Source organism: Candidatus Mycobacterium wuenschmannii (assembly GCF_030252325.1).
Taxonomy (GTDB): domain Bacteria; phylum Actinomycetota; class Actinomycetes; order Mycobacteriales; family Mycobacteriaceae; genus Mycobacterium; species Mycobacterium wuenschmannii.
In genome coordinates this window covers 1,065,457-1,085,464 of record NZ_CP126981.1, presented here as the reverse complement: position 1 = coordinate 1,085,464, position 20,008 = coordinate 1,065,457, and the positions used below count along the sequence as shown (strand labels likewise).

The following is a 20,008-nucleotide window of genomic DNA, read 5'->3' as shown; positions in this document are numbered from 1 at the left end:
ATGCGAGTCCGTTGAGCGGAGCAGATCTGTTCCAGCTCAACTGAACTCAAGCGCAGGCGCGTCTCGTACGATCCAATCCGGGCTGAGCGGATGGTCATCGGGAATCTCGCGGTACGCGGCTCGGAGTTCGCGCAGGAAAGTGTCGCGCTGCCATGCCTGCACCTGCCGGACGACTTCGTCGTCGGCGAAATCGCGGCACTTGTCGGTGAGGATGGTGTCGACCAGTTGACCCGCCAGCTGTCTCAGCAGCCGGACGTTCGCGTCGAACTGCGCTGCGAAGTCCGACGCTTGCCCCATCATCGCGACATGCAGCGTCACCATAAAATTGTGCGCGGAGTACAGATCGACGAATTGCGACGAGTGGTGCGCGTGTTCGATGCCCGCCCACTCATGGAAGAACTGCTGCATCCGATTGCTCAGTTCGATGAGCCCTTCCAAGTGCGGCACCACACCGGGGTCGTCGGCGACGGTGGCGAATCGCCCGTTGCTGTACATCAAACCCAGGAATCCCCAGTAGAAAGCGATGTCCCAGATCACCTTCGCCGTCATTACGGAGGGCGAGCCCATGAGCTTGTACTGGTTGCAGTAGATGTTGAGCCACATCTCGGTGAGTGATCGATACAGCGAGTCGTTGATCGCGCATCGCGCGACCACATCTTCCCCGTCGAGTTGTCGAGTGATCATGTCGGTGATGAGCCCGTTGCCGATCGCCACGAGGTCCAGACCCGACGAGTACAACGGGTCCAGGAAGACACCGGCATCGCCGGTGAGGCACCAACGGCGCTGTGCATCAAATACTTTGGTGGCGCCGTGGCTGTAGTTCTTCATCACTCGGAAGTCTTTGATCACGTGCTCGCTGCGCGTCAGCACCGCCGCGCACTGCGGCTCGTGCTCTGCGAGCCACGATCGAGCCTTGTCGAGGGTGTTGAAGTCGCTGAAATCATGGAACGCGGGGTCGGCGACGATGCCGACGCTGGTGGAGCCGGAGGCGAGGCGGATCAGCCACACCCAATAGCCCTCCCCCATGAGGTGATTGGTGGACATTGCCCGGTCGCCCTCGACGAGGCGTGCCTGCCAATCGGGATCGTCGCTCCATTGACCGATGTCGATTTCGACGCCGATCCGCAGCCAGACGGCGTTGCAGAGATGTTCGTTGGACCGCTTGAGGTCCAGCTGGCGGCTCAGGGCTCGGTTGCGCCCCGAGGCGTCGACCACCCAGCGCGCCGTGGCGGAACTCGCGTCATCCCCGCGCTGGATCGAGAGGGTGTGGGGTTGGCCGCCGTCGCCGAGTTCGACGGATGTTACTCGGCCAGCGGTGATTTCGACGCCCTCGGACAGGCAGCGGCGGTTCAGCTCGTTCTCCAGTCGTCCCCGGTCGATTTGATAGGTGACCTGCGGTGTGAACGACGAACTGCCCAATTCCAGCCGACGGGCGATGTCGGTATTGCCGTCATGGGAGAAGAACATGCGTAGCCCCATTTTGCGGAGCTGCGCCGTGTTCAGGTGATCGGCCAATTCGAGGTGATCCCGAAGGTATTGCGCGGAGATCTCCACAGTCGACTCGCCGACGGTGTGAGTGATCTCCGGTACCGGGTGATCGCGCGGTTCGACGATCAGAATTCGCGTGTCGGGCCGAGCGCGACGAAGCTCGAGCGCCAGAGTGAGTGCGGCTATTCCACCGCCGACGATCGCGACGTCGTTGTCGGACTGGATGCTCTCGCCGTCGTGCAGCCGCGACTTGATCTTCTGCACCAGCGCGGCGCGTTCCTCCGGGCTCAGTTGTGACAGCTGCGTTTGCACGTCCATGAGTCCGCTCCCGCTGCTTGGATAGGACAGTTACTTAATAGTTAAGAAGCTACACTAACCCGAGTCTCTGGCAAGCGGACACAACAAGAATCAGTCGAACCGCGAGGACCGGTGTCATGCCCGCATCAACCGCTGTCCATTTTCTCCTCGAGCTTGCGGTCATCCTCCTTGCGTGCCGACTGACCGGTCTCGCCGCCGAACGAATCGGGCAGGCACCGGTGGTCGGCGAGATGATCGCGGGCGTATTACTGGGTCCGTCCCTCTTCGGCCAGATCGCGCCCGGAATACAGCACCAATTGTTTCCGCCAGGGCCGGCGAACATCGTCCTCTATACGGCGGCACAGATCGGCCTGGTGCTTTACATGTTCCTGGTCGGGTTGAACTTCGACGTGAACCTCGTGAAGCATCGCGTGGGCACCGCCGCGGCGGTCTCTGCCGCCGGGATTCTCGTGCCGCTGGCGCTCGGTGCCGCGATTGCGGTGCCGCTGTTGTCCGGCGGCATCTACTTCGACAAAAGCGTCACGCTGACCATGGCGATGATGTTCCTCGGAGCGTCGATCGCCACGACGGCGTTCCCGATGCTCGCCCGGATCATCTATGAAAAGCGGCTCTCCGGAACGCCTTTGGGCACTCTGGCCTTAGCGTGCGGTGCCGCCGACGATGCGCTGTCATGGTGCCTGCTCGCCACCGTGCTGGCCATCCACCGGGGTAGCGCCATCGTGGCCGTGACCGCAATCGTGGGCGGGGCGCTGTACACGTTGGCGCTGCTCACTTTCGGCCGCAAGGCATTTCGAGTTTTCGGAACGCTGTCCGAACGCCGCAACGCCATCAGCGGACCAATGATGAGCACGGTCCTGATCCTGTTGATGATGTGTGCGTGGTTCACCGACACGATCGGCATCTACGCAATCTTCGGCGCCTTCGTGCTTGGCGTAGCCATGCCGTCCGGATTCTTCGCCGAGCGCATGTCAATCAGTCTTGAGTCGGTCGTCACGACGTTCTTGTTGCCGCTGTTCTTCGTCTACTCCGGGCTCAACACCCAAATCGGATTGGTCAACACGCCGACGTTGTGGGCGGTGACACTGGGGATCCTCGTCGTCTCGATTGCGGGCAAGGGCGTCGCCTGCACGGTGGCGGCCCGGCTCAACAAGGTCCCGCTGCGCGAATCCATCGCGCTGGGCTCCCTGATGAACGCGCGCGGCCTGATCGAACTGATCCTGCTCAACATCGGGCTCGAGGCGGGGATCATCACGCCCACGCTGTTCACCATTCTTGTCCTGGTCGCCGTGGTCACGACGCTGATGGCCAGCCCGGTGTTCGAGTGGGTGTATGGACGGCATCGAGAGACACCGGCTGCGGACCGTCACCAACCGGCGGTCGTGCCAGCGGGCTGACGTCTGGCTATGTGGGATGGATGCCCCGTGCCCGCCCTCATCGTCGCGAATCTGCACGCGGTGCTGAACCGTGCCCTGTGCACCTTTACCTGTGCACGATGCGGGGCTGCACTGTGACGAGGGAGTCGAACCCTTCGCGCTGCCCTTCGCGCACCAGGAGACCGGGCTTGGCCCGCCGGTCAGGGGCTTGTGCACGCCTTCGCGACGACTACCTGCTCCACCCCAGCTGTTCAGTCCAGTAGTTCGACCTCCCAGTTCGCCTGCTGGATACGCACATCCAGCTCGCGAAGTTCGCGGGCGACTCGATCGGCCTGAGCGCGCAGATCGGCAACCCGCAAGGCGGAGAGCATCTTCAGCTCTGAGCGCAGCTGCCGTGAATAGCCCTGCTGATTGCTGCCCGCCGCGGCATCGGCCGCCGAGTTCAGTACGTGGTGGCGCCACTTCAGGGCGTCTCTCCGCGCCAGCGCATCAGTCAGCGTGCCGTCTGTCCCGATCGTTGTTGCGGCGTTCGTACGGTTTATGCGCCGGATCAGTCCCTCGTATTGGTCGATCACGGACTCGGCTTCGGTGAGCAACGCGGCGGCGTCCTCGGCCGGCTCTTCACCCTCCTGATAGCGCGCGTTGCTCACGACGCGTGCGCGCAGCTGCTCGATGCGACGCACTGCGGTGGCCCGCAAAGACAGGGCTTCGGCGAGCTTCATGAGGCCTCCTCGATCGGTTGGCTCGGTGCCATCCGCTGACATGGTCTTCCACATTCCGCAACCCGGCAATTCACCCTGGTGCCTGCCGGAATCAAGAAGCGGTCTCCTGAAAAGGTAATTCGTCACTTATTGAAGAATTAAGATCTTTTCGGATGGACTAGCTTTGCGCTATTTTCTCTCGCGCACCAACTGCCCCAGTGTTGCTGCCGCTATCACCAGATTTCGAAGCGGCCGGGCGTCGTGGCCAAGCTCGAGGCACGATCGCCGGAGGCGAACGACGTTCGCCGTGAGAGGGCGTTAGCGCGCGACCTGACGGATTAGCGTGGCCAGCGAGTACTCCCGGTTTCACGGGTGACGTCCATCAGTTGGGTGTGAAGTTCCGATGTGTCGGACGTGAGGTCTGAATACATGGCTAACTGCTAATTAGAGACCGCATTTAGGTGGGTGAACAATTCGCGGAAAAGGCGTCGGTCGGCATCAGTTGCCTATTGAAAAAAGTCTAAAAGTTTGACGCCGAATCCGTTTACTCGCACAAAAGTTGAGGGATAACTTAGTTGTGCCTGAGAGATTCTGATCGTCAACTCGTCGGGGAAGTGCCGAACAGAAATAGGTACCTGCCGCGCAGCCCGCGCACGGCGACCGTCATCTGTTTTCTGGAGAACAAGGGGGACATCCGATGAGAAAGACAATTATCGCCGCCGCGCTATGCGGTACCGCGGTCGCGCTGGCAAGTCCGGCCGACGCCGACAGCAGCAATGACTTCTGGACCAACGCGCTGAGCAGCCTCAACGACTGGTTGCTCGGCCCGACCGTTGCCGGCGCATCCAGTTCAGCGGGCGACTCGCTCGGATCCGTCGATGCTGATACCGGCGGCGACTTCTTGTCCGGGTCGGACCATGCCTTCATTCTGGGGCCCACCGGAATACCGACACCGAATGCCTTCTACATCAATGACGCGGAGAATCTGTACCTCAACCCGAATGGGTACGAGGGCAACGCGTTCACCACGCTCGCACTGACCACCCCGGAGACGAACGATTTCGACACCAGCGTGCCCCAGGGTGAGGCCATTCTGATCAATGCGATCGAGGCCGACTACAACGCCGGCGACATGGGGTGCGACGCTTCCGGCGTCTGCAGCGATCCGTTAACCATCTTCACGTACTCGCAGAGCAGCGCCGTCGCGGCCCTGGCCGAGCAACAGCTGTCCGCCGACAAGATCCCCGACGACGCGCTCAGGTTCGTCATGCTCGGTGCCAACCCCACCGGCGTTCCCAACGATCTGTTCCCGACCGAGATCTACAACATCCACGGCGACAGCTTTGCGGAACCGGGTGTCCTCGGCACGTCGTGGCAGGACATCATCTTCGGAGCGGAACTCCACGAGGCCTACCTCGGGTTGACGCAAGCCCAAATCGACTCGGCCACAACGACCGTCGAGGGCTTGACCACCATTCACGAGATCCCGACCTTGACCAGTATGGAACTCTGGACGGCGTTGCTCAGTGCGATGGATGCAGGGTCGTTCATGACCAGCTAGGCCTACACCCAGCAGCGCATGCTGCTTGATCTCGCCGACGACCGCCTCGTCCAAATCGACGCCGCGGTGTTCGAGCGTGCGCTTGACTTGCAGGATGAGTTCGCGGTTCGGCGGCGCCGCTCGCGACTGTTCGCCGGCCACAGCGACCTACGCCACGAAATGGGCGAATCAGGAAACGGCTTCCGCGGCAAGCTTTGCCAGGGAGTCTTCCAGCTGCTCCTTGGTAATCAAGGGAAAGTGCACCTTCTGCAGCAGATCCTTATCGGTGACCTGAGACCAGTCATAGGTCAATCGCACCAACGTCTCATGCGGCGCCTCGGAGTCCAGCTCCCACAGCCACTCCCATCCCGGGGGCTGCTCGCCGGCGGGAGCAGTCTTCCAGGCCACCAGCTTGTCCTTGACGCAACCGGAGACGTGGTTGTCAGTCTTGTACTCCCCGCCCATGTGATCGCCCTGCATGTTCATCGTGAAGACGTCGCCGACACTCTGGATGCGGTCGGCGTGGTCGATGCCGCGGATGAACCCCGAGCCATCGAGCGCCGGGTGTCGGTGCGGGTTGGACAGCACATCGAAGATGGCATCGGCGGGTGCCGCGATGGCTCGCTCAACTGTGATCTTGTTGTCAGGGCTCATCTCGGTATCGTGCCCAGACCGCCGCGATTGGAAACGTCGACTGCTGCCGGGTGCGCATTCATCCTGATGGACGGTTGCCGTCCGGCGCGTGGCGTGGTTGTCGCGGCCATGTGTTATTAGTCGTAGTGACGCAATCGTCGAGTCAGCGGCGAAGTTCCACGCTGTATGACGATTGGAGTTCTGCGTTGTGATTTGTGTTCGACCTACTTCCGCGTCCGATTCCACGCCACGGAAATCAGCGTGATCGGCTACTACGTACACCATCACGGCCGGGGCCATCTGATGCGGGCCCAGTCGATAAGCGCGCATCTCGCCGAGCCGGTGACGTTCCTGTCCTCATTGCCACGGCCGGCCGGTCTGCGGGCCGACGATGCGTGGGTGCAGCTGCCGAGCGACGTGCCTGCTGAAGCGTGCCGAGCGCACGATGTCACTGCCAACGGGCGACTGCACTGGGTGCCGCTGCACGACGAGGGACTGCGGCGCCGATCAGCGATGTTGCTGGGGGTCCTGGCCGCGGCTCGGGCGCGGCATCTGGTCGTCGATGTGTCGGTGGAAATCGCCGTGCTGGCACGCTTGGCCGGGATACCGGTGACCGTGATTGCGATGCCCGGGGAGCGTTCGGACCCAGTGCACCGCTTGGCGTTTGACGTCGCCGAGAACATCGTCGGGTGCTGGCCCCAAGAGGTGTACGACCCAGACTGGTTGACGGTGCACGCATCCCGCACGCACTTCGTCGGCGCGATCAGTCGATTCGACGGCAGAGCATCGATCGGTGATTCGCCGAACCGGCCCGCGACCGGGCTGATGCTGTGCGGGGCTGGCGGCTCCGCGTTTCCCGCCGACGCGCTCGAGCAGTTGCGTCGCGCCGTCCCGCAGATCACGTGGCGCGCGGTTGGCGGCGCTGCCGCATGGGTCGACGACCCGTGGTCTCTGCTGGCCTCGGCCGACATCGTGGTCACCCACGCGGGCCAGAACGCGATCGCCGACGTCGCGACCGCTGGCGTTCCGGCGGTCGTGATTGCGCAACCACGACCATTCGGCGAACAGCGCGCGATGTGCGAAGCGCTGGACTGGGCCGGAGTCGCCGTCACGTCGGCCAAGTGGCCGGCGCCTGAGTGTTGGCCGGCGTTGTTGGACAAGGCGATAGCGCACGGCGGTAAGCAGTGGCGCCGAATGCGCACCGCCGGCGCCGCGGCGCGAGCGGCGGCTGTGATAGCGCAGTGACCGCGCCTCGCACCGCCGTCATCACTGCCGTGCGCGGTCGCCACCAGCACCTGCGCTTGCAGCAGGCCGGTATCGCCGCCGCCGCACCAGGCATCGACCTACGGTGCCTGGTCGCAATCGACGACGCGGCGATCCGCTCCATCGCCAGCGTCGGTACCGAAGTGATCGATTGCCCCGCAACGGGAACGGGGCTTCCAATGGCGCGCGCCCGCAACGTCGGCGCGCGCTGGGCCCTGGAACACGACGCCGAGTTGCTGATCTTCCTCGATGTAGATTGCGTCCCGGATGCCGCCATGATCGGGCGCTACATCGATGCGCACCAACATGTTCGGGACGCTCTGTTGGCCGGGCCGGTCACCTACTTACCTCCGTCGCCCGGCGGCTACCGGTTGGCTGAGTTGCCCACACTGGTCAATCCGCATCCAGCCCGACCGAATCCACCGGGCGGTGCGGTGATGCGCGAATGGAACTATGACTTGTTCTGGTCACTGTCGTTCGCGGTCTCGTCGCTCACCTGGCAACGGATCGGTGGCTTCTGTGAGGACTACGTCGGGTACGGCGGAGAGGACACCGACTTCGCCGCGGTCGCGGCGTTGCGTGGTGTTCCGCTCTACTGGGTCGGCGGCGCACACGCATACCACCAGTTCCACCCGGTTTCTGACCCTCCGGTCGAGCACCTCCACGCGATCGTGGCCAACGCCAGAACATTTCGCCGGCGCTGGGGCCGATGGCCGATGATCGGCTGGCTGGACGCGTTCGAACGCGCGGGCCTGATCCGGTTGTGTATCAACGAGATTGCGTTACTTCCGCATGGTCATGGAGATCCGGATCAGTCGGCCTCAGCACCAAGTTGAAAGCGGCAAACGGCGGCAACGCTGTTGGCTCAACGCCGAAGCTGCACCCGCCATCTGCCTGACGGAAGCACTTGAGGCAGCTGCCCAGCATGATCCGCTACAGGTTCACTACCCACCAATCAGTCTTCGCACACCGCAGCTCGCGGTCGCAAAGTCTGCTGCCGTCACTGCCGCCGCAACAGATCGCAGAGCCGCTCATATTGATCGATCATCGCGCTCACATCCCACCTCGAACGCGCGTGGTCAGCGACCTCCGCGCGCGATATCTGGCTGACCCCCGGCAGCGCCTCGGCCAGACGCGAGATCAACCGCTGACCCGGCTCGACCAGGACACCGCCGGGACCGGTCACCACTTCCGGCAGGCCGCCGCGACGGATGCCGACCACAGGTGTTCCGCACATCTGCGTTTCGACGGCGACCAGACAGAACGGCTCCTCCCACCGCGGTGTGACCAAGGTCGCGGCGCTGCTGCCGTACAGGTCGGCGAGTTCGCGCCCGCTGACCGGACCCACATACGACACCGAAGGCCCGAGCATCGGTCGGATGACGCTACCGAACCAATCGGGATCGCTGATGGGTCCGGCCAACCGCAACTCTCGGTCCGCGTGCTGGGCGACGCTGATCGCAATGTCGGCGCCCTTGTCGGGGGTGAGCCGTCCAACCCACAGCAGCTCTCTGCCTCCCGGCCCGATCGGAAACCGGTCGGGGTCCACACCGTTGTAGATCACGTGGCTGTCGGTGAGGGTGGACCACTGCGCCTGTAACGCTTGGCTGACCGCGACAAAGCACGCACTCGGCCCGGCAAGCCACGCCCCGATTTCCATCCAGGGAAACGGCGGGGTGTGCAGAGTCGTCACCGTGGGCATGCGCAGCGCTGAGGCCAGCGCCAGCGGTAGCTGGTGCAGACTCTCGTTAAGCACGGCGTCAATATCGTTGCGCTGCAGCAGATCACGCATTGCCGCCAAGTAGACGAACTGGTCGTGCAGAAACAAGGGTTCGGGCATATTGGGATCCGCGGAGGCGACCTCCGAGAGATCAGGTAATGCGGGCATCAGATGCAGCCGGTCGGCGAGCTCAGGGTCAGTTCCCGGCAGCGCGAACAGCTCGAGATGATGGCCCCGCCGTCGTAGTCCGCGTACCAGGTCCGCGGTGAAGCGCTCCTGCCCGCCGGCGAACGGCTCGCCGACCGGATGATGCGACGGGCCCAGAACGGCTAGGCGCACGAGGAGTCTTCGGCATCGAGGCACCTGATGAACGTCGCGAAACCGCCGTCGACGCGGGACTGCGTACGCCCTGACGTGGTCACACTCGCGCGGTGCGTGGCGACCCACCGATCGGTCTTGCGCTGCACCTTGTCGACGATGTCGTGATCTTCGTCGACGGACAGCGGCGCGAACCCGCCCGCCGCCAGGTAGGTGCTGCCGCGGATGCCCAGGTTGGCGCCGTGAATATGCGGGTGCCCTTCGATGAGCTCATGGGCGTTGCGCCACAGGCGATCTAAAGCGGGAGTCAACGCGGCCGGGGTGACCGTGCCGATTACCAGTTCGGCGCCGGTCGCCGCGATCTGCAGCTGGGTGGCCAGCCAGCAGTCCGGTACCACGCTGTCGGCGTCGGTATTGGCGAGCCACACCGCATCAGCGGGAACACCAGCTCTGCGGCCGCGCTGCAACACCGCTAATGCGCCTGCGTGGCGGGCGCACCCCACCCGCCCCGCGCTGCTGACGATCACCTCGGCCCCGTGCCCTGTCGCCCGAGCGGCGGTGTCGTCGGTGCAGCAATCGAGGACGACCACGATCTGGCAGGAAATACCCGGATTTACTTGGCGCACAAGGCTGATGGCCTCCTGGACACTGCTCAGGCACGCCGAGATGGTCTGCTCTTCGTTGCGGGCGGGAACTACCACGCCTAGATGACGGATCTCGTTCATTGATCACTTCCACCTTCGTCGAAAACGGAGACCGGGCTGCCCCAGATGTCCACTGCCAGGTCGGCGTCCAGGTACTGCGCTCGCCGAGGCAGATCCAGCACGGCCGCCGCCTGCTCGTTCACCAGTGGACCGTCGAGCGGAATACCGGACGTTGACCGACGCCAGTTGGCGATGACGATCTCGCCGCCGCGTCGCAGCGAGCGCCGCACCGCCCTGAGTGCGGCAAGCAGATCGGGACCGTCGAGGAAGTAGCCCACTTCCGACAGCACGATGAGGTCGAAGCGTTCGTCGGGGATGTCCCACGGTGCGGCGCCGAGGACCCACCGCACTTGTTCGTTTCGGGTTCGCGCGATGTCGAGAGCACGTTCGCTCACGTCGAGACCGACCACCTCGTCGCACACTGTGTGCAGTCGATCACTCAGTTGGCCTGTGGCACAACCAATTTCGAGGGCCGCACGGTAGCGACGACGGCCCAGGCAAGCGAGTACGATGTCGAGTCGTCGGCGCTCATACAAGGAGCTATCCAGTTTCCACGGATCAGTATCGCCGTCGGCCATCATGGCGTCGAACTGCTCCGCCGTGCCGGAGCGGTCACCGGGAGGCGCGGCCTCCTGCACGCGGGCTGCCAGGTCCGCATCGTGCGGCAACAGCACCGCTTCGAAGAGTCGCCGAGCCCGGGCGATGCTGCTCGCTCCGACAATCGGAAAGCCGTCTGCGGAGCGCAATTGGCTGGAGTAGCAATCGACGGCGGCGCGCTTGTCGCGCAGGCCGCGCAGCGACGGTGCGGTGACAAGCACACGCGCCCAGTCGATGTGGTCGGGATGCGCCCAGTGCCACAGCCACACGGCGTAACACAGCAGCACCGCGTTGCGTCGCCGCGCCGCGGCGTACGCCGCGCGTGCGACAGCTTCATGATCGCCGTGGCCGTCGCACTCGACGGGCGCGAGCAGCAGAGTTCGCGCATCGATCAATTCGGCGATCCGGTCGGTGATGGCGGACTCGTGGTCGGCAAGGGCGCCGTCCGGCAGATCCCACCACACCGTGTCGACGCGGGGCGAGAGCGTCGTGATCGCGCGCACGGCTTCCGCTCGGCGCACCAAGGATTGGGGGTGACTGCCGCCGTGGGTCGCGAACACGACCGTGATCGGCACGCCGCGCACTGCTAGATCGGACAGGGTGGCGCCCAGCGCCAGGCTTTCATCGTCGGGATGCGGCGCGATCAGCACCACCCGCGCAGACTCGCGCAGCATGTCGTCAATTGCCAAGCGCGCAACACGATCCCACCGCGCATCGAGTAGCCAGGTGGATTCCGCGGTGCCAGGGTCTCGATGCGAGAACGTTCTGTCAACGCCGGTCAGCACGGTGTGCTCCGCAGTAGCTCGGCCAGGCGTACCAAGTCACGCTCGCCGTGATGTTGCCGGACGTACACGGTGAGATCGGCCGTACGCCGGGCGTACTCCTCATCCTGGGTCAGCGGCCCAGGTCCGAGCGCCGCACCGACGACGGTAAGGACGTTGTGCACCATCCGCGCGACGACGGCGCGCACCCGAAGAGCGAGGATGTCGCCCTTATCGCCGACCGCTCGGCCGGCATCGATCTCGTCCGCTGCGTGGTGCAGGCTGAGCTGCGCCGCAAAGAGGTCGTAGTCGACGGTTCCCATGTCTGCCAGCGCGAGTTGATCAGGCGGGCGCCGGTCAACCTGTTGACACATGTGGTCGTAGAGACCCAGCGCGATGCCGAACCACACCGCGGCGACCCCGATGGCGCCCCAGCTGAAGCCGGGGCGGGTGAGGTACCACCCGGCGTCACCGACCTGAATCGCAGGCAGCCCGTCAATCCGGATGCCGGTGCTGACCACCTCGGACAGCCCACGCGAAACCCACCGAGCCGGAAGCGGCGTGACGCTTTCCCGGTCCAGTCGGACGGCGAACGCGCCGGAGCCTCCGCCGGGTAGGTCTGCGGTGATGACGGCGTGGGATAGCGACTGTGCCAGTGAGCACCAGGGTTTGGTGCCGCTGAGCGTCCACCCGAGGTCGTCGCGGTGCGCCTCGAGGTGATGTCCAGCCGCGTTCGCGGCGAACACTCCCCAGGTCGCAGCTTCGTCGGCATCGATTCTGGGGATCAGCGCGGAAAGGCCCGCCTGATGCAGGATGGCGTGCGCATCGAGGTGCGGTTCGATGACACGCGCGACGGTGGCGTCGACGAAACCCGCCGTCACCAGCGCCGACAGGTAGGCGTAGGTCCGTCCACCTCCGGGACGAATATTCCGCTCCGACAGCGCGGTTGCTGCTGATAGCGTCGATGTCAGCGAGACGACGCCGTGCTGTAATGTGTTCCGCCGCAACCACTCTGCGAGCTCTTCGTCGACGTGCGGACGACCATGGGTATCTGAGATCGCCGTGTGGCCACTGGGCGAGATGTCGATCATCGGGGATGCGTCCTCCCGTCACGAGAGGGGTCGACGCCGGTACGCGGTCTGCGCCGTGGGCGACCATGCGCGGTCGCGTGATTCGACGCCAAAACTTCGTTGCGACAACGGTATTGCTGCCGACAAGCAACCGGTCGCGGTGTGCAGCGCACACGCGCGGTCATCCGCACGTCAACTCCGGGACTGTCGCAGGGTCAACCGCGGTTCTGGCGTGTCGCTCTACGACAATGGGTAGTTACCCGATCCGGGTGGGGTCTAAGCGTGAGGGCGGATTGGGCGGCGATTGCCGACAGAATGGGCCGCTAACCAGCTGGCAGAGGACGGTGCCCGCGGGTGTTCTGCAATGCCACATTCGGCCGCCGCTGTGTGCTCAACGGCTTCAGATCCCGCAAGTCTGTAGTCGCGGGCGTGCCGGCGGTACTCGCGTTGTGAGCCGCCCGAGGCGCGGCTTCGATAACGCAACGAGTGTCAGAGGCGGGCCTCGCCGTCGCGGTGTCCGCAGATGGCCTCTCGCATACTGGGATACAGCTCGATCAATCGCTCGACGCCCAACAAATGCATCGGTCGGCTGGTGGCCGGGCCATCTGCGACTACCCGCAGCGTCGCCGAGGTCGACCGCGTCAGACGCTGCATTTCGACAAGCAGGCTGATGCCCGAGGTGGACATGAAGTGCACCGCGGTCAGGTCGACGATCAACACCCGGGGCTGGTGGATCATCGACTCGTCGAGTTGGGTGGCCAGCGACGGCGCGGTGACCTCATCGAGGCCGCCGCGGACCGAGACGATGAGGACGTCGTTCTCGTGCCGGCGCAGTACGGCAAAGCGGCTGGACGAGTCCAGCGTATTTATCGGCACAGCGGCCCTCCCAGATAATCGTGTGACCGTGTGCGGAGATAGCCGAGCGGCCACGCGACACCGTTGTCGGCGCGGCCGCTCGGATTGTCCCTACTCAGCGGCCTTTTGGCGGGCTTCCGCAGCCTTCTCGGCGGCGCGGGCGGCATCGGCCTCAGCCTCTTTCTTGGCGACGTCACGCGCGGCTTCGGCCTTGTCCTGCTGCGCGCGACCCTCTTCGCGCAGGTCCGCGTTGTCGGTCACGATTCCCGCGACCTCTTTGGCCTTACCTTTGACGTCCTCGACGATGCCCTTGACGGCTTCCTCGGGTCCACTGTCACCCATGTTCGGTCCTTTCACCTCGTGTGCTGAAGAGAAGCACCGACATTTACCCGGCTGACACCGTTTGAAAACGAGGCGTGGCTCACGGGCACGGCCCGGGAATGCGGATGCGCTGGTCTTTGACGTCGATTTCGACGCCGCCGTCTCAGGCGTCAGGCAGCACCCCGGTCGCGGCCACCGTCTCGGCGACCTCGACCAATTTGCGATTGACTCGCTGCGACTGCGTCTTGAGCAGCAGGAAGGCTTGGTCGGCTGTGACGCGGTGACGCTCCATCAAGATGCCCTTCGCCTGCCCAATCACGTCGCGACTGGCCATCGCCCGTCGCAGCTGGTCGGTTCGTTGCGCGGCGGACAGCGCCAGCGCCGCGTGGGTGGCATACAGCTCGGCCAGCCGGCGATCCGAGTCACGAAAGGCGCGCGGCGCGGTCCCGTACAGGCTCAGCGAGCCCAGCATCTCGTCGGTCACCCACAGCGGCAGGCACAACATGGAGTGCACACCCTGAGAGATCGCCGCGGCCGAGAACGCCGGCCAGCGCGAATCTGCCTGCAGGTCATCAATATTGACGGTGACCTGGCTACGGGAGGATTCGATGCACGGGCCCTCGCCGGTGCGCTTCTGAAGGTCGTCGAGCGCGGGCGGCGCCGAACCGACCGTGGCCTGCGGAGTGAAACGCCCCTTGACGTACAGGTTAAGTCCGGCATGCCCGGCGGCGGGCATCACCGTGGTAGCCGACTCCAACACGGCGCGCAGCGTGTCCTCCAGGTCCGCCTCGCGCAGGTGCAGCGCCCGGCTCAGAACGGTCAGTGCGTCAAACGCGGTGTCATCCAGAATGTCCAGACCATCGAGTCCCGACGCCAAATCGCCCTCGCGGCCGTCACGGGTGGGTATGGAGTCAGTAGCGGCACCAGACATGACGCGATTGTTGCAGGTTGCTCGCTGCCAGCGGCGGGATCAGTGCGTACCCGATCCCTTAGCCACCAAACGAGTGGGCCAACGGGCTAGATGTCGTCACGGCCCGCCCTTCCAATGGTCGATGCGATGGTGGTCGGGGGTAAAACCGTGCCGAACTCCCCACAGCACCGCCTGGGTGCGGCTGCCCACGTTGATCTTGCGATAGATACTGCGGATGTAGGACTTGACCGTATTGGGACTCAGATACGTCAGCCGAGCGACGTCGGCGTTGCTCTTACCCTGGGTGATCAAAGCCAACACCTCGGATTCACGATCGCTCAACCCCTCCGTGCGGCCCGGCCAATCCAGATTCGGGGCGCTGCGTGCTCGCGGCCCAGGCTCGCTGATGACCAGTTCGCCGGCGTGAACGGCCTCAAGGGCAGCGACCAGTTCTCGCGCCGGCAACGTCTTCGACAGGTAGCCGTGCGCGCCGTGCTGGCGTGCGCTGGCGATCAGGTCGGGATGAAAGTTCCACGTGTACACCACGACTCGATGGGCGCGAGGGTTGTTGATCAGCGTGGTGATCTCGCGATCGTCAGATTCAGGTTGGGCGAAAGAGTCGTAAAGCGCGATGTCGACGGGGTCCTTGACCCCGGTCGTCGCATCGAGTTCGGCGATCACCACGCGGTCGCGGTAGTTGTCGAACATATTGGCCACGCCCTTGACCACTATGTCGTAGTCGTCGACCAGCGCAATGGTGATGGGACGGTCCGACGGCACAAGGCGAACTTACCCCCCGTAGGGGTGTACCGGGACCCCCCTAGGGAGGGTTGTCTGGACGCATGTGTCGAGCTGACTCGGCGCCCTGAGGAGAGGAAGACATCATGAGTACGAATTTGGCAGCTGCCGAACTGCTGGCCCGGTCCACCACCGTGACCAGTGTCGGCTGGATCGGCTACATCGTTATCGGAGCAGTTGCGGGATGGATCGCGTCGCTGATCATGAAAACCCGAGAAGGTCTCCTACTCGACATCGTTGTCGGTGTGGTGGGCGCGCTGCTCGGCGGATTCCTGCTCAGCTTCGTCGTCGACACCGCCAGCGGGGGATGGTGGTTCACCCTCTTCACCGCGGTCTTCGGCGCCGTGATCCTGCTGTCGTTGGTTCGTGTAGTGCGGCGCGTCTAGAACATTGACTGGCCGTCGCCGCCGTCGTCAGCACCGATAGCGGCGACGGCCGCCCAACACCGATATCGCCGTATTCCCTTGTCGGCGTGGTCGTCAGAAGCTCACGACACGCCTTGCGCGCAACTGCTGAAAAATTGCATCTCGAGTTCCATACCTCGGCCGTAGAGGAACGTCATGCGCTTTGAGTCGCCGCCGTAACGGTCGACCAGGCCCTCGAGACGTTCAGCAAGCTTCTCGAACTCGGGGTCGGAGTAGGTCGTCACCCACTCGCGAAATGGGTTGCCAGGTTGCGTGTGCGGATTCAGCTGCTGACCCAGATAGCTGTAGAGGCGCAGGCACGGAGCCATCGCCGCCGCGATATGACCGACCGGCTCGAGCGCGGCAACCGCCAAAATGAAGTCCGTGTACGCCGCAGTTGCAGCGCCTATCGGAGGGTCGAGGTCGACGCCCCAGCGGTCGGCGTACCCGCGATGCAGGGCAAGCTCCTCGACTGCGGCGTCCAACAGAGTCTTGAACACCATGACCCCCTCGCGGTCCGGGCTCTTGGCTGATCCGAGCGCGTACGCGCGGCAGTAAGCGTCGAGAAATGCAGCGTCTTGGCCGACGTAGTGCGCGAACGCTGCGCGGGGCAATTTTCCTGACGCGATGCCTCGAAGAAACGGGTGATGTAGTGCAGCTTCCGCCGTGTCCTGGTTTCGGCGCCACAGCGTATCGGCGAAGGAGTCCACTCGCTCCAGGCTAGGCCGTTGCCGCTGACCGACCCAGCAGTCGTGCTCTGACTTGTGTCATCCGATGCGACGCAGTCGTTGAACGTCGCGCTCGAAGCAACCCACCCGGTCCGCTGCCCATGCGATGGAGAGTTCGGGGTTCTACAGAATCGTCAATTCGTAGGCTGTGAACGCGGCTTCGGCATCCACGGCGCCTCGTCGGGATCGTTGCGCGCAACGATCCCCCGGGAAAAGTGAAGTGATACCGATCCCGATCTTGGTCGGCGTCTCCCCCGCTGACTCTGACGCCTTCAAACGATTATGCCGTTGCCGCGCAGGGGATTTCCGCCCCGAAGATCATCACCCGACCGCCGTGGCTGACGTGAATGCCGAACAACGGGCACGCGGGACTGGCTGTCGGCCGCAAGGTCTTTGGTCGCGAAATCGAACGACCGCGCCGTCCATGCCTTATTGATGCTGATGTACACGCTGCCCAGTCAGGCGCCCGTCCATCCGCACGTGAGACACAAGATTGCCGCCCGCGTCAACGACGGTGATGTCCCGCGGTTGACCGATCTCCCCGGCGCGCCTTCGGTGGCTGCGAGGACGTTGCGGCGTCGGCGAGAGCGATTCCTAGGCGGCCTGATTCGGGTTGAGTTTCTTCGACACGAGCAGGCTAGGAAAAAGCCGGCTCACGCAGGTCGGAAACCGCCTCTGAACTTGGTCGGGCTGACAGGATTTGAACCTGCGACCACTTGACCCCCAGTCAAGTGCGCTACCAAACTGCGCCACAGCCCGCCGCCGCCAGTTGTACCACCGGCAGCAGGGGGAAAGCCTACAGCAGACTGCGAGACGTACCCCAACCCGAACACGACGCCGCACGATCGCGCGGCTGACCTTCCGCGATCTCGCGCTTCGGTGCCGCGTCGCCCTGCGCCCGCATCCGGGAGCGGAGCTAAATTGTCGGCTCGCTCAACTTGACCAGCATCTTGCCGATGTTGGCTCCGGTGAACAGCCCGTTGAGCGCGTCGACGCACGACTCGATGCCGTCAAAGATGGTCTGGCGGGCATTGATTCGGCCCTCGTGCCCCCACTGGCGCAGCGCGGCCGATGCTTCGTCGAAACGACCCCACTGGTCAAGCGCGTTGAATCCCTGCATGGTTGCGGTCTTTGACAGCAGGTTCACGTAGTTGACCGGGCCGGGGTGATCGCCGCTGAGGTAGCTGGAAATGATGCCGCACAGCACAACTCGGGCGTTCATTGCGAGCCGGCCGAGCACGGCATCGAGTATCGGCCCGCCGACGTTGTCGAAGTAGACGTTCACCCGTTCGGGGCAATGTTGCTTCAATGCCGCGGGCAGGTCGTCGTTCTTGTAGTCGATGCAGGCGTCGAACCCGAAGTCGTCGACCACCGCCCGGCACTTCTCGGGGCCGCCCGCAATGCCCACCACCCGCGCGCCGGCGATCTTCGCGATCTGGCCGGCGATCGACCCCGTCGCACCCGCGGCCGCCGACACCACCACGGTGTCGCCGGGCTGCGGCTTACCGACGTCGGTCATCCCGATGTAAGCCGTCGCACCGGTCGGGCCGTAGACCGACATGATCGCCAGCTGGTCGCTTTCACCGGGAATCGGCGTGCTGAATACGTCGTCGCGGATGATGACGTACTCCTGAAAGCCGGTGAGTGTGGTGATCACATCGCCCACCTGGTAGGCGTCACACCGGGACGACACAACCTCGCCGATCCCGGCCGCTCGGATGACCTCGCCCAGCTGTACCGGCGGAAGGTAGCCCTGTTGGTCGTTGAGCCAGGTGCGCACTGCGGCGTCGAGGCCGACGTACGTGGTGCGGACGAGTGCCTCGCCCTCCACGGGCTCGGGCGCAGGCGTGGTCACGAGCTCGGTATCCCCCGGCTGGACCAGCCCGCTCGGACGGCGGCGCAGCAGGATCTGGCGGTTGGCTAAGTCGGGCACGCTGCAGAAATTACCGAATGCGAATGACCTTTTAGCCGTGTTCCCGGTATGCGAGCATCGGTGAATGAAATCCGAGGATGATCCGGAGGCCCGGATCCGGGAGCTGGAGCAGCCGCTGACGGACGCGGCCCGCGCTTCCGAGGCTGCCGCCTATCAGCCCCCCAGCAAGTGGGCGCCGCCGTCCGGCCCGCCATTGCCGCCACCGGCGTTGCCCTACGACGCCACCATCCAGTACCCGTCGACCGGGCCCCGGCGAGGGGGTCGGACGCGCTGGATTCTGCTTGCGCTGTTCGTGATTGGCGTGATGTGTCTACCGATCGCGATCTTCCTCTTCAGTGCGCATCACGTGTCTCGCAGCACCTTTCCGTCTATACCGAGTTTCTCGACGCCCGGCCCGAGTACGTCCGTGCGAGTGCCGCGCACCACCGCGTCCGCGGCCCTGCCGACCGCACCCGCCACGTCGGTGACGAAGGCTCCGGCCGGTGAGAACATCACCGTGTCCGGCATCAGCGAAGCCCGGACCATCGCCTGCAGCGGAGGATCGATCAGCGTCAGCGGAATCACCAACAACGTCACCATCACCGGCCACTGCGCGCGATTGATCGTCTCCGGAATTCAGAATCAGATCAGTATCGACACCGCCGACGCGATCGAAGCCTCGGGCTCCGGGAACCAGGTCACCTACCACGGCGGGTCGCCGAAGATCGGGAAGTCCGGCATCGACAACGTCGTTCAGCAGGGGTGAGGCCTCAGGGTGCCAGCAGCCGGTACAGACCGATCAGGCCCACCACGACGATCGTGGCGCGCAACGCGTTCGGCGACAACCGACGACCATAATGCGCGCCCAGCCACCCGCCGATCAGCGAGCCGGCCGCAATGAGCCCCGCTGCGGGCCAACTGACCCGGTCGAAGGCCACCAATGTATAGGCCAGCGCCGCAACGATATTGACCAGCAGGGCGAGCAGGTTCTTGGCGGCGTTGGTCCGTTGCACCGATTCGGGGAGCAGCGCACTCATTGCGGCGATCAGCATGATCCCCTGCGCCGCTGTGAAGTACCCGCCGTAGACGCCGATCGCGAAAGTGCTTGCGACCAAGGCGAACATCCGGCGGGGTGAAACATGGTCGGCGTCCCGTCCGGCGTTCTCGGACCGCCGCCGCGCCCAGTTCTGAATCCGAGGGCCCACCGCCACCAATGCCAGTGCGGCGATCAGCAGCACCGGCACCACTCGCGCGAAGACCTTCTCGGGCAAGTGCAGCAGCAGCCACGCCCCGAAGATTGCACCCAGGATCGACGCTGGGATCTGCCAGCGGAGCCGATTCCACTGGCCGCGCAATTCGCGGCGGTAGCCCCAGGTCCCGGATGCGCTGCCGGCGACCAGGCCCACGGCGTTCGACATGGTCGACGTCACCGGCGGGTAGCCCATCGCGACCAGAGTCGGGAAGGTGATGAGGGTGCCGGATCCGACGACGGCGTTGATCGCACCGGCGGCCAAGCCGGCGAGGGTGATGAGAATTGCGTGAGTCAACGGCACCGAACCGACTGTAACCGGGCCGGTTTCGACGACTACGTCAC

Annotated in this window: 20 protein-coding genes and 1 tRNA gene; 6 read left to right on the top strand and 15 right to left on the bottom strand. The window is 64.5% G+C overall.

What is annotated here, in order from left to right; translation table 11 throughout:
* Positions 1-36: 36 nt before the first annotated feature.
* On the bottom strand, positions 37-1,806 hold the full coding sequence (locus tag PT015_RS05280) for an NAD(P)/FAD-dependent oxidoreductase (protein ID WP_285189348.1): 1,770 nt from the start codon (positions 1,804-1,806) through the stop codon (positions 37-39).
* Positions 1,807-1,922: 116 nt separating this feature from the next.
* On the opposite strand from PT015_RS05280, the gene PT015_RS05275 reads away from it, so the two are divergent.
* Entirely contained in the window at positions 1,923-3,200 is a 1,278-nt protein-coding gene (locus PT015_RS05275; protein ID WP_285189346.1) for a cation:proton antiporter, read from the top strand.
* Positions 3,201-3,430: 230 nt separating this feature from the next.
* Here the strand turns inward: PT015_RS05275 and PT015_RS05270 are convergent, their stop codons facing one another.
* The gene (locus tag PT015_RS05270) at positions 3,431-3,901 is read right to left on the bottom strand and encodes a DIP1984 family protein (RefSeq protein WP_285189344.1); all 471 of its coding nucleotides are present in this window, start codon (positions 3,899-3,901) and stop codon (positions 3,431-3,433) included.
* A gap of 676 nt (positions 3,902-4,577) precedes the next feature.
* On the opposite strand from PT015_RS05270, the gene PT015_RS05265 reads away from it, so the two are divergent.
* Complete coding sequence (locus PT015_RS05265) at positions 4,578-5,441, top strand: PE-PPE domain-containing protein (RefSeq protein WP_285189342.1); 864 nt, start codon at positions 4,578-4,580, stop codon at positions 5,439-5,441.
* Positions 5,442-5,609: 168 nt separating this feature from the next.
* On the opposite strand, the gene PT015_RS05260 is transcribed toward PT015_RS05265, so the two are convergent.
* Positions 5,610-6,074 carry an SRPBCC family protein gene (locus PT015_RS05260; RefSeq protein ID WP_285189340.1) on the bottom strand — a complete coding sequence of 155 codons (465 nt, stop codon included), beginning with the start codon at positions 6,072-6,074 and terminating at the stop codon, positions 5,610-5,612.
* Between the two features lie 240 nt (positions 6,075-6,314).
* Here PT015_RS05260 and PT015_RS05255 point away from each other — a divergent pair, with 240 nt between their 5' ends.
* Together PT015_RS05255 and PT015_RS05250 are read left to right on the top strand one after the other, a co-directional pair.
* Complete coding sequence (locus PT015_RS05255; RefSeq protein ID WP_285189339.1) at positions 6,315-7,298, top strand: glycosyltransferase; 984 nt, start codon at positions 6,315-6,317, stop codon at positions 7,296-7,298.
* Positions 7,295-8,152, top strand: coding sequence for a glycosyltransferase family 2 protein (locus PT015_RS05250; protein WP_285189336.1), 858 nt, complete (start codon positions 7,295-7,297; stop codon positions 8,150-8,152). The genes PT015_RS05255 and PT015_RS05250 overlap by 4 nt, the downstream gene beginning before the upstream one ends.
* Positions 8,153-8,316: 164 nt before the next feature.
* Here PT015_RS05250 and PT015_RS05245 read toward each other — a convergent pair whose 3' ends face one another.
* From PT015_RS05245 to PT015_RS05210, 8 genes are all read right to left on the bottom strand, one after another.
* Positions 8,317-9,375: a glycosyltransferase gene (locus tag PT015_RS05245; protein ID WP_285189335.1), complete on the bottom strand. Its 1,059-nt coding sequence runs from the start codon at positions 9,373-9,375 to the stop codon at positions 8,317-8,319.
* Entirely contained in the window at positions 9,366-10,079 is a 714-nt protein-coding gene (locus PT015_RS05240) for a glycosyltransferase (protein ID WP_285189334.1), read from the bottom strand. The genes PT015_RS05245 and PT015_RS05240 overlap by 10 nt, the downstream gene beginning before the upstream one ends.
* A complete protein-coding gene (locus PT015_RS05235) occupies positions 10,076-11,344 on the bottom strand; it encodes an SAM-dependent methyltransferase (RefSeq protein ID WP_285189332.1) in 1,269 nt (422 codons plus the stop codon). The genes PT015_RS05240 and PT015_RS05235 overlap by 4 nt, the downstream gene beginning before the upstream one ends.
* An 89-nt stretch (positions 11,345-11,433) precedes the next feature.
* Positions 11,434-12,507 (bottom strand): acyl-CoA dehydrogenase family protein, encoded by a 1,074-nt coding sequence (locus PT015_RS05230; RefSeq protein ID WP_285189329.1) that lies wholly within the window; start codon positions 12,505-12,507, stop codon positions 11,434-11,436.
* A gap of 468 nt (positions 12,508-12,975) precedes the next feature.
* Positions 12,976-13,362 carry an STAS domain-containing protein gene (locus PT015_RS05225; RefSeq protein WP_285189328.1) on the bottom strand — a complete coding sequence of 129 codons (387 nt, stop codon included), beginning with the start codon at positions 13,360-13,362 and terminating at the stop codon, positions 12,976-12,978.
* Positions 13,363-13,452: 90 nt separating this feature from the next.
* Complete coding sequence (gene mbp1 / locus PT015_RS05220; protein WP_285189326.1) at positions 13,453-13,683, bottom strand: microaggregate-binding protein 1; 231 nt, start codon at positions 13,681-13,683, stop codon at positions 13,453-13,455.
* A 142-nt stretch (positions 13,684-13,825) separates the two neighbouring features.
* Positions 13,826-14,593, bottom strand: coding sequence for a GAF and ANTAR domain-containing protein (locus tag PT015_RS05215; RefSeq protein WP_285189324.1), 768 nt, complete (start codon positions 14,591-14,593; stop codon positions 13,826-13,828).
* Positions 14,594-14,689: 96 nt separating this feature from the next.
* Entirely contained in the window at positions 14,690-15,352 is a 663-nt protein-coding gene (locus tag PT015_RS05210) for a LuxR C-terminal-related transcriptional regulator (protein WP_285189322.1), read from the bottom strand.
* A gap of 104 nt (positions 15,353-15,456) precedes the next feature.
* Between PT015_RS05210 and PT015_RS05205 the strand changes: the two genes are divergently transcribed.
* Positions 15,457-15,756 carry a GlsB/YeaQ/YmgE family stress response membrane protein gene (locus tag PT015_RS05205; protein WP_285189321.1) on the top strand — a complete coding sequence of 100 codons (300 nt, stop codon included), beginning with the start codon at positions 15,457-15,459 and terminating at the stop codon, positions 15,754-15,756.
* 101 nt (positions 15,757-15,857) lie between these two features.
* Here PT015_RS05205 and PT015_RS05200 read toward each other — a convergent pair whose 3' ends face one another.
* The 3 genes from PT015_RS05200 to PT015_RS05190 form a co-directional block, all read right to left on the bottom strand.
* Complete coding sequence (locus tag PT015_RS05200) at positions 15,858-16,484, bottom strand: TenA family protein (RefSeq protein ID WP_285189320.1); 627 nt, start codon at positions 16,482-16,484, stop codon at positions 15,858-15,860.
* Positions 16,485-17,184: 700 nt separating this feature from the next.
* Positions 17,185-17,261 (bottom strand) — tRNA-Pro (locus PT015_RS05195).
* A gap of 157 nt (positions 17,262-17,418) precedes the next feature.
* On the bottom strand, positions 17,419-18,435 hold the full coding sequence (locus PT015_RS05190) for an NADP-dependent oxidoreductase (RefSeq protein WP_285189318.1): 1,017 nt from the start codon (positions 18,433-18,435) through the stop codon (positions 17,419-17,421).
* Positions 18,436-18,499: 64 nt separating this feature from the next.
* Here PT015_RS05190 and PT015_RS05185 point away from each other — a divergent pair, with 64 nt between their 5' ends.
* Positions 18,500-19,180 carry a DUF3060 domain-containing protein gene (locus PT015_RS05185; RefSeq protein WP_285189316.1) on the top strand — a complete coding sequence of 227 codons (681 nt, stop codon included), beginning with the start codon at positions 18,500-18,502 and terminating at the stop codon, positions 19,178-19,180.
* A 4-nt stretch (positions 19,181-19,184) separates the two neighbouring features.
* Here PT015_RS05185 and PT015_RS05180 read toward each other — a convergent pair whose 3' ends face one another.
* Complete coding sequence (locus PT015_RS05180; RefSeq protein ID WP_285189314.1) at positions 19,185-19,967, bottom strand: sulfite exporter TauE/SafE family protein; 783 nt, start codon at positions 19,965-19,967, stop codon at positions 19,185-19,187.
* Between the last annotated feature and the right edge of the window lie 41 nt (positions 19,968-20,008).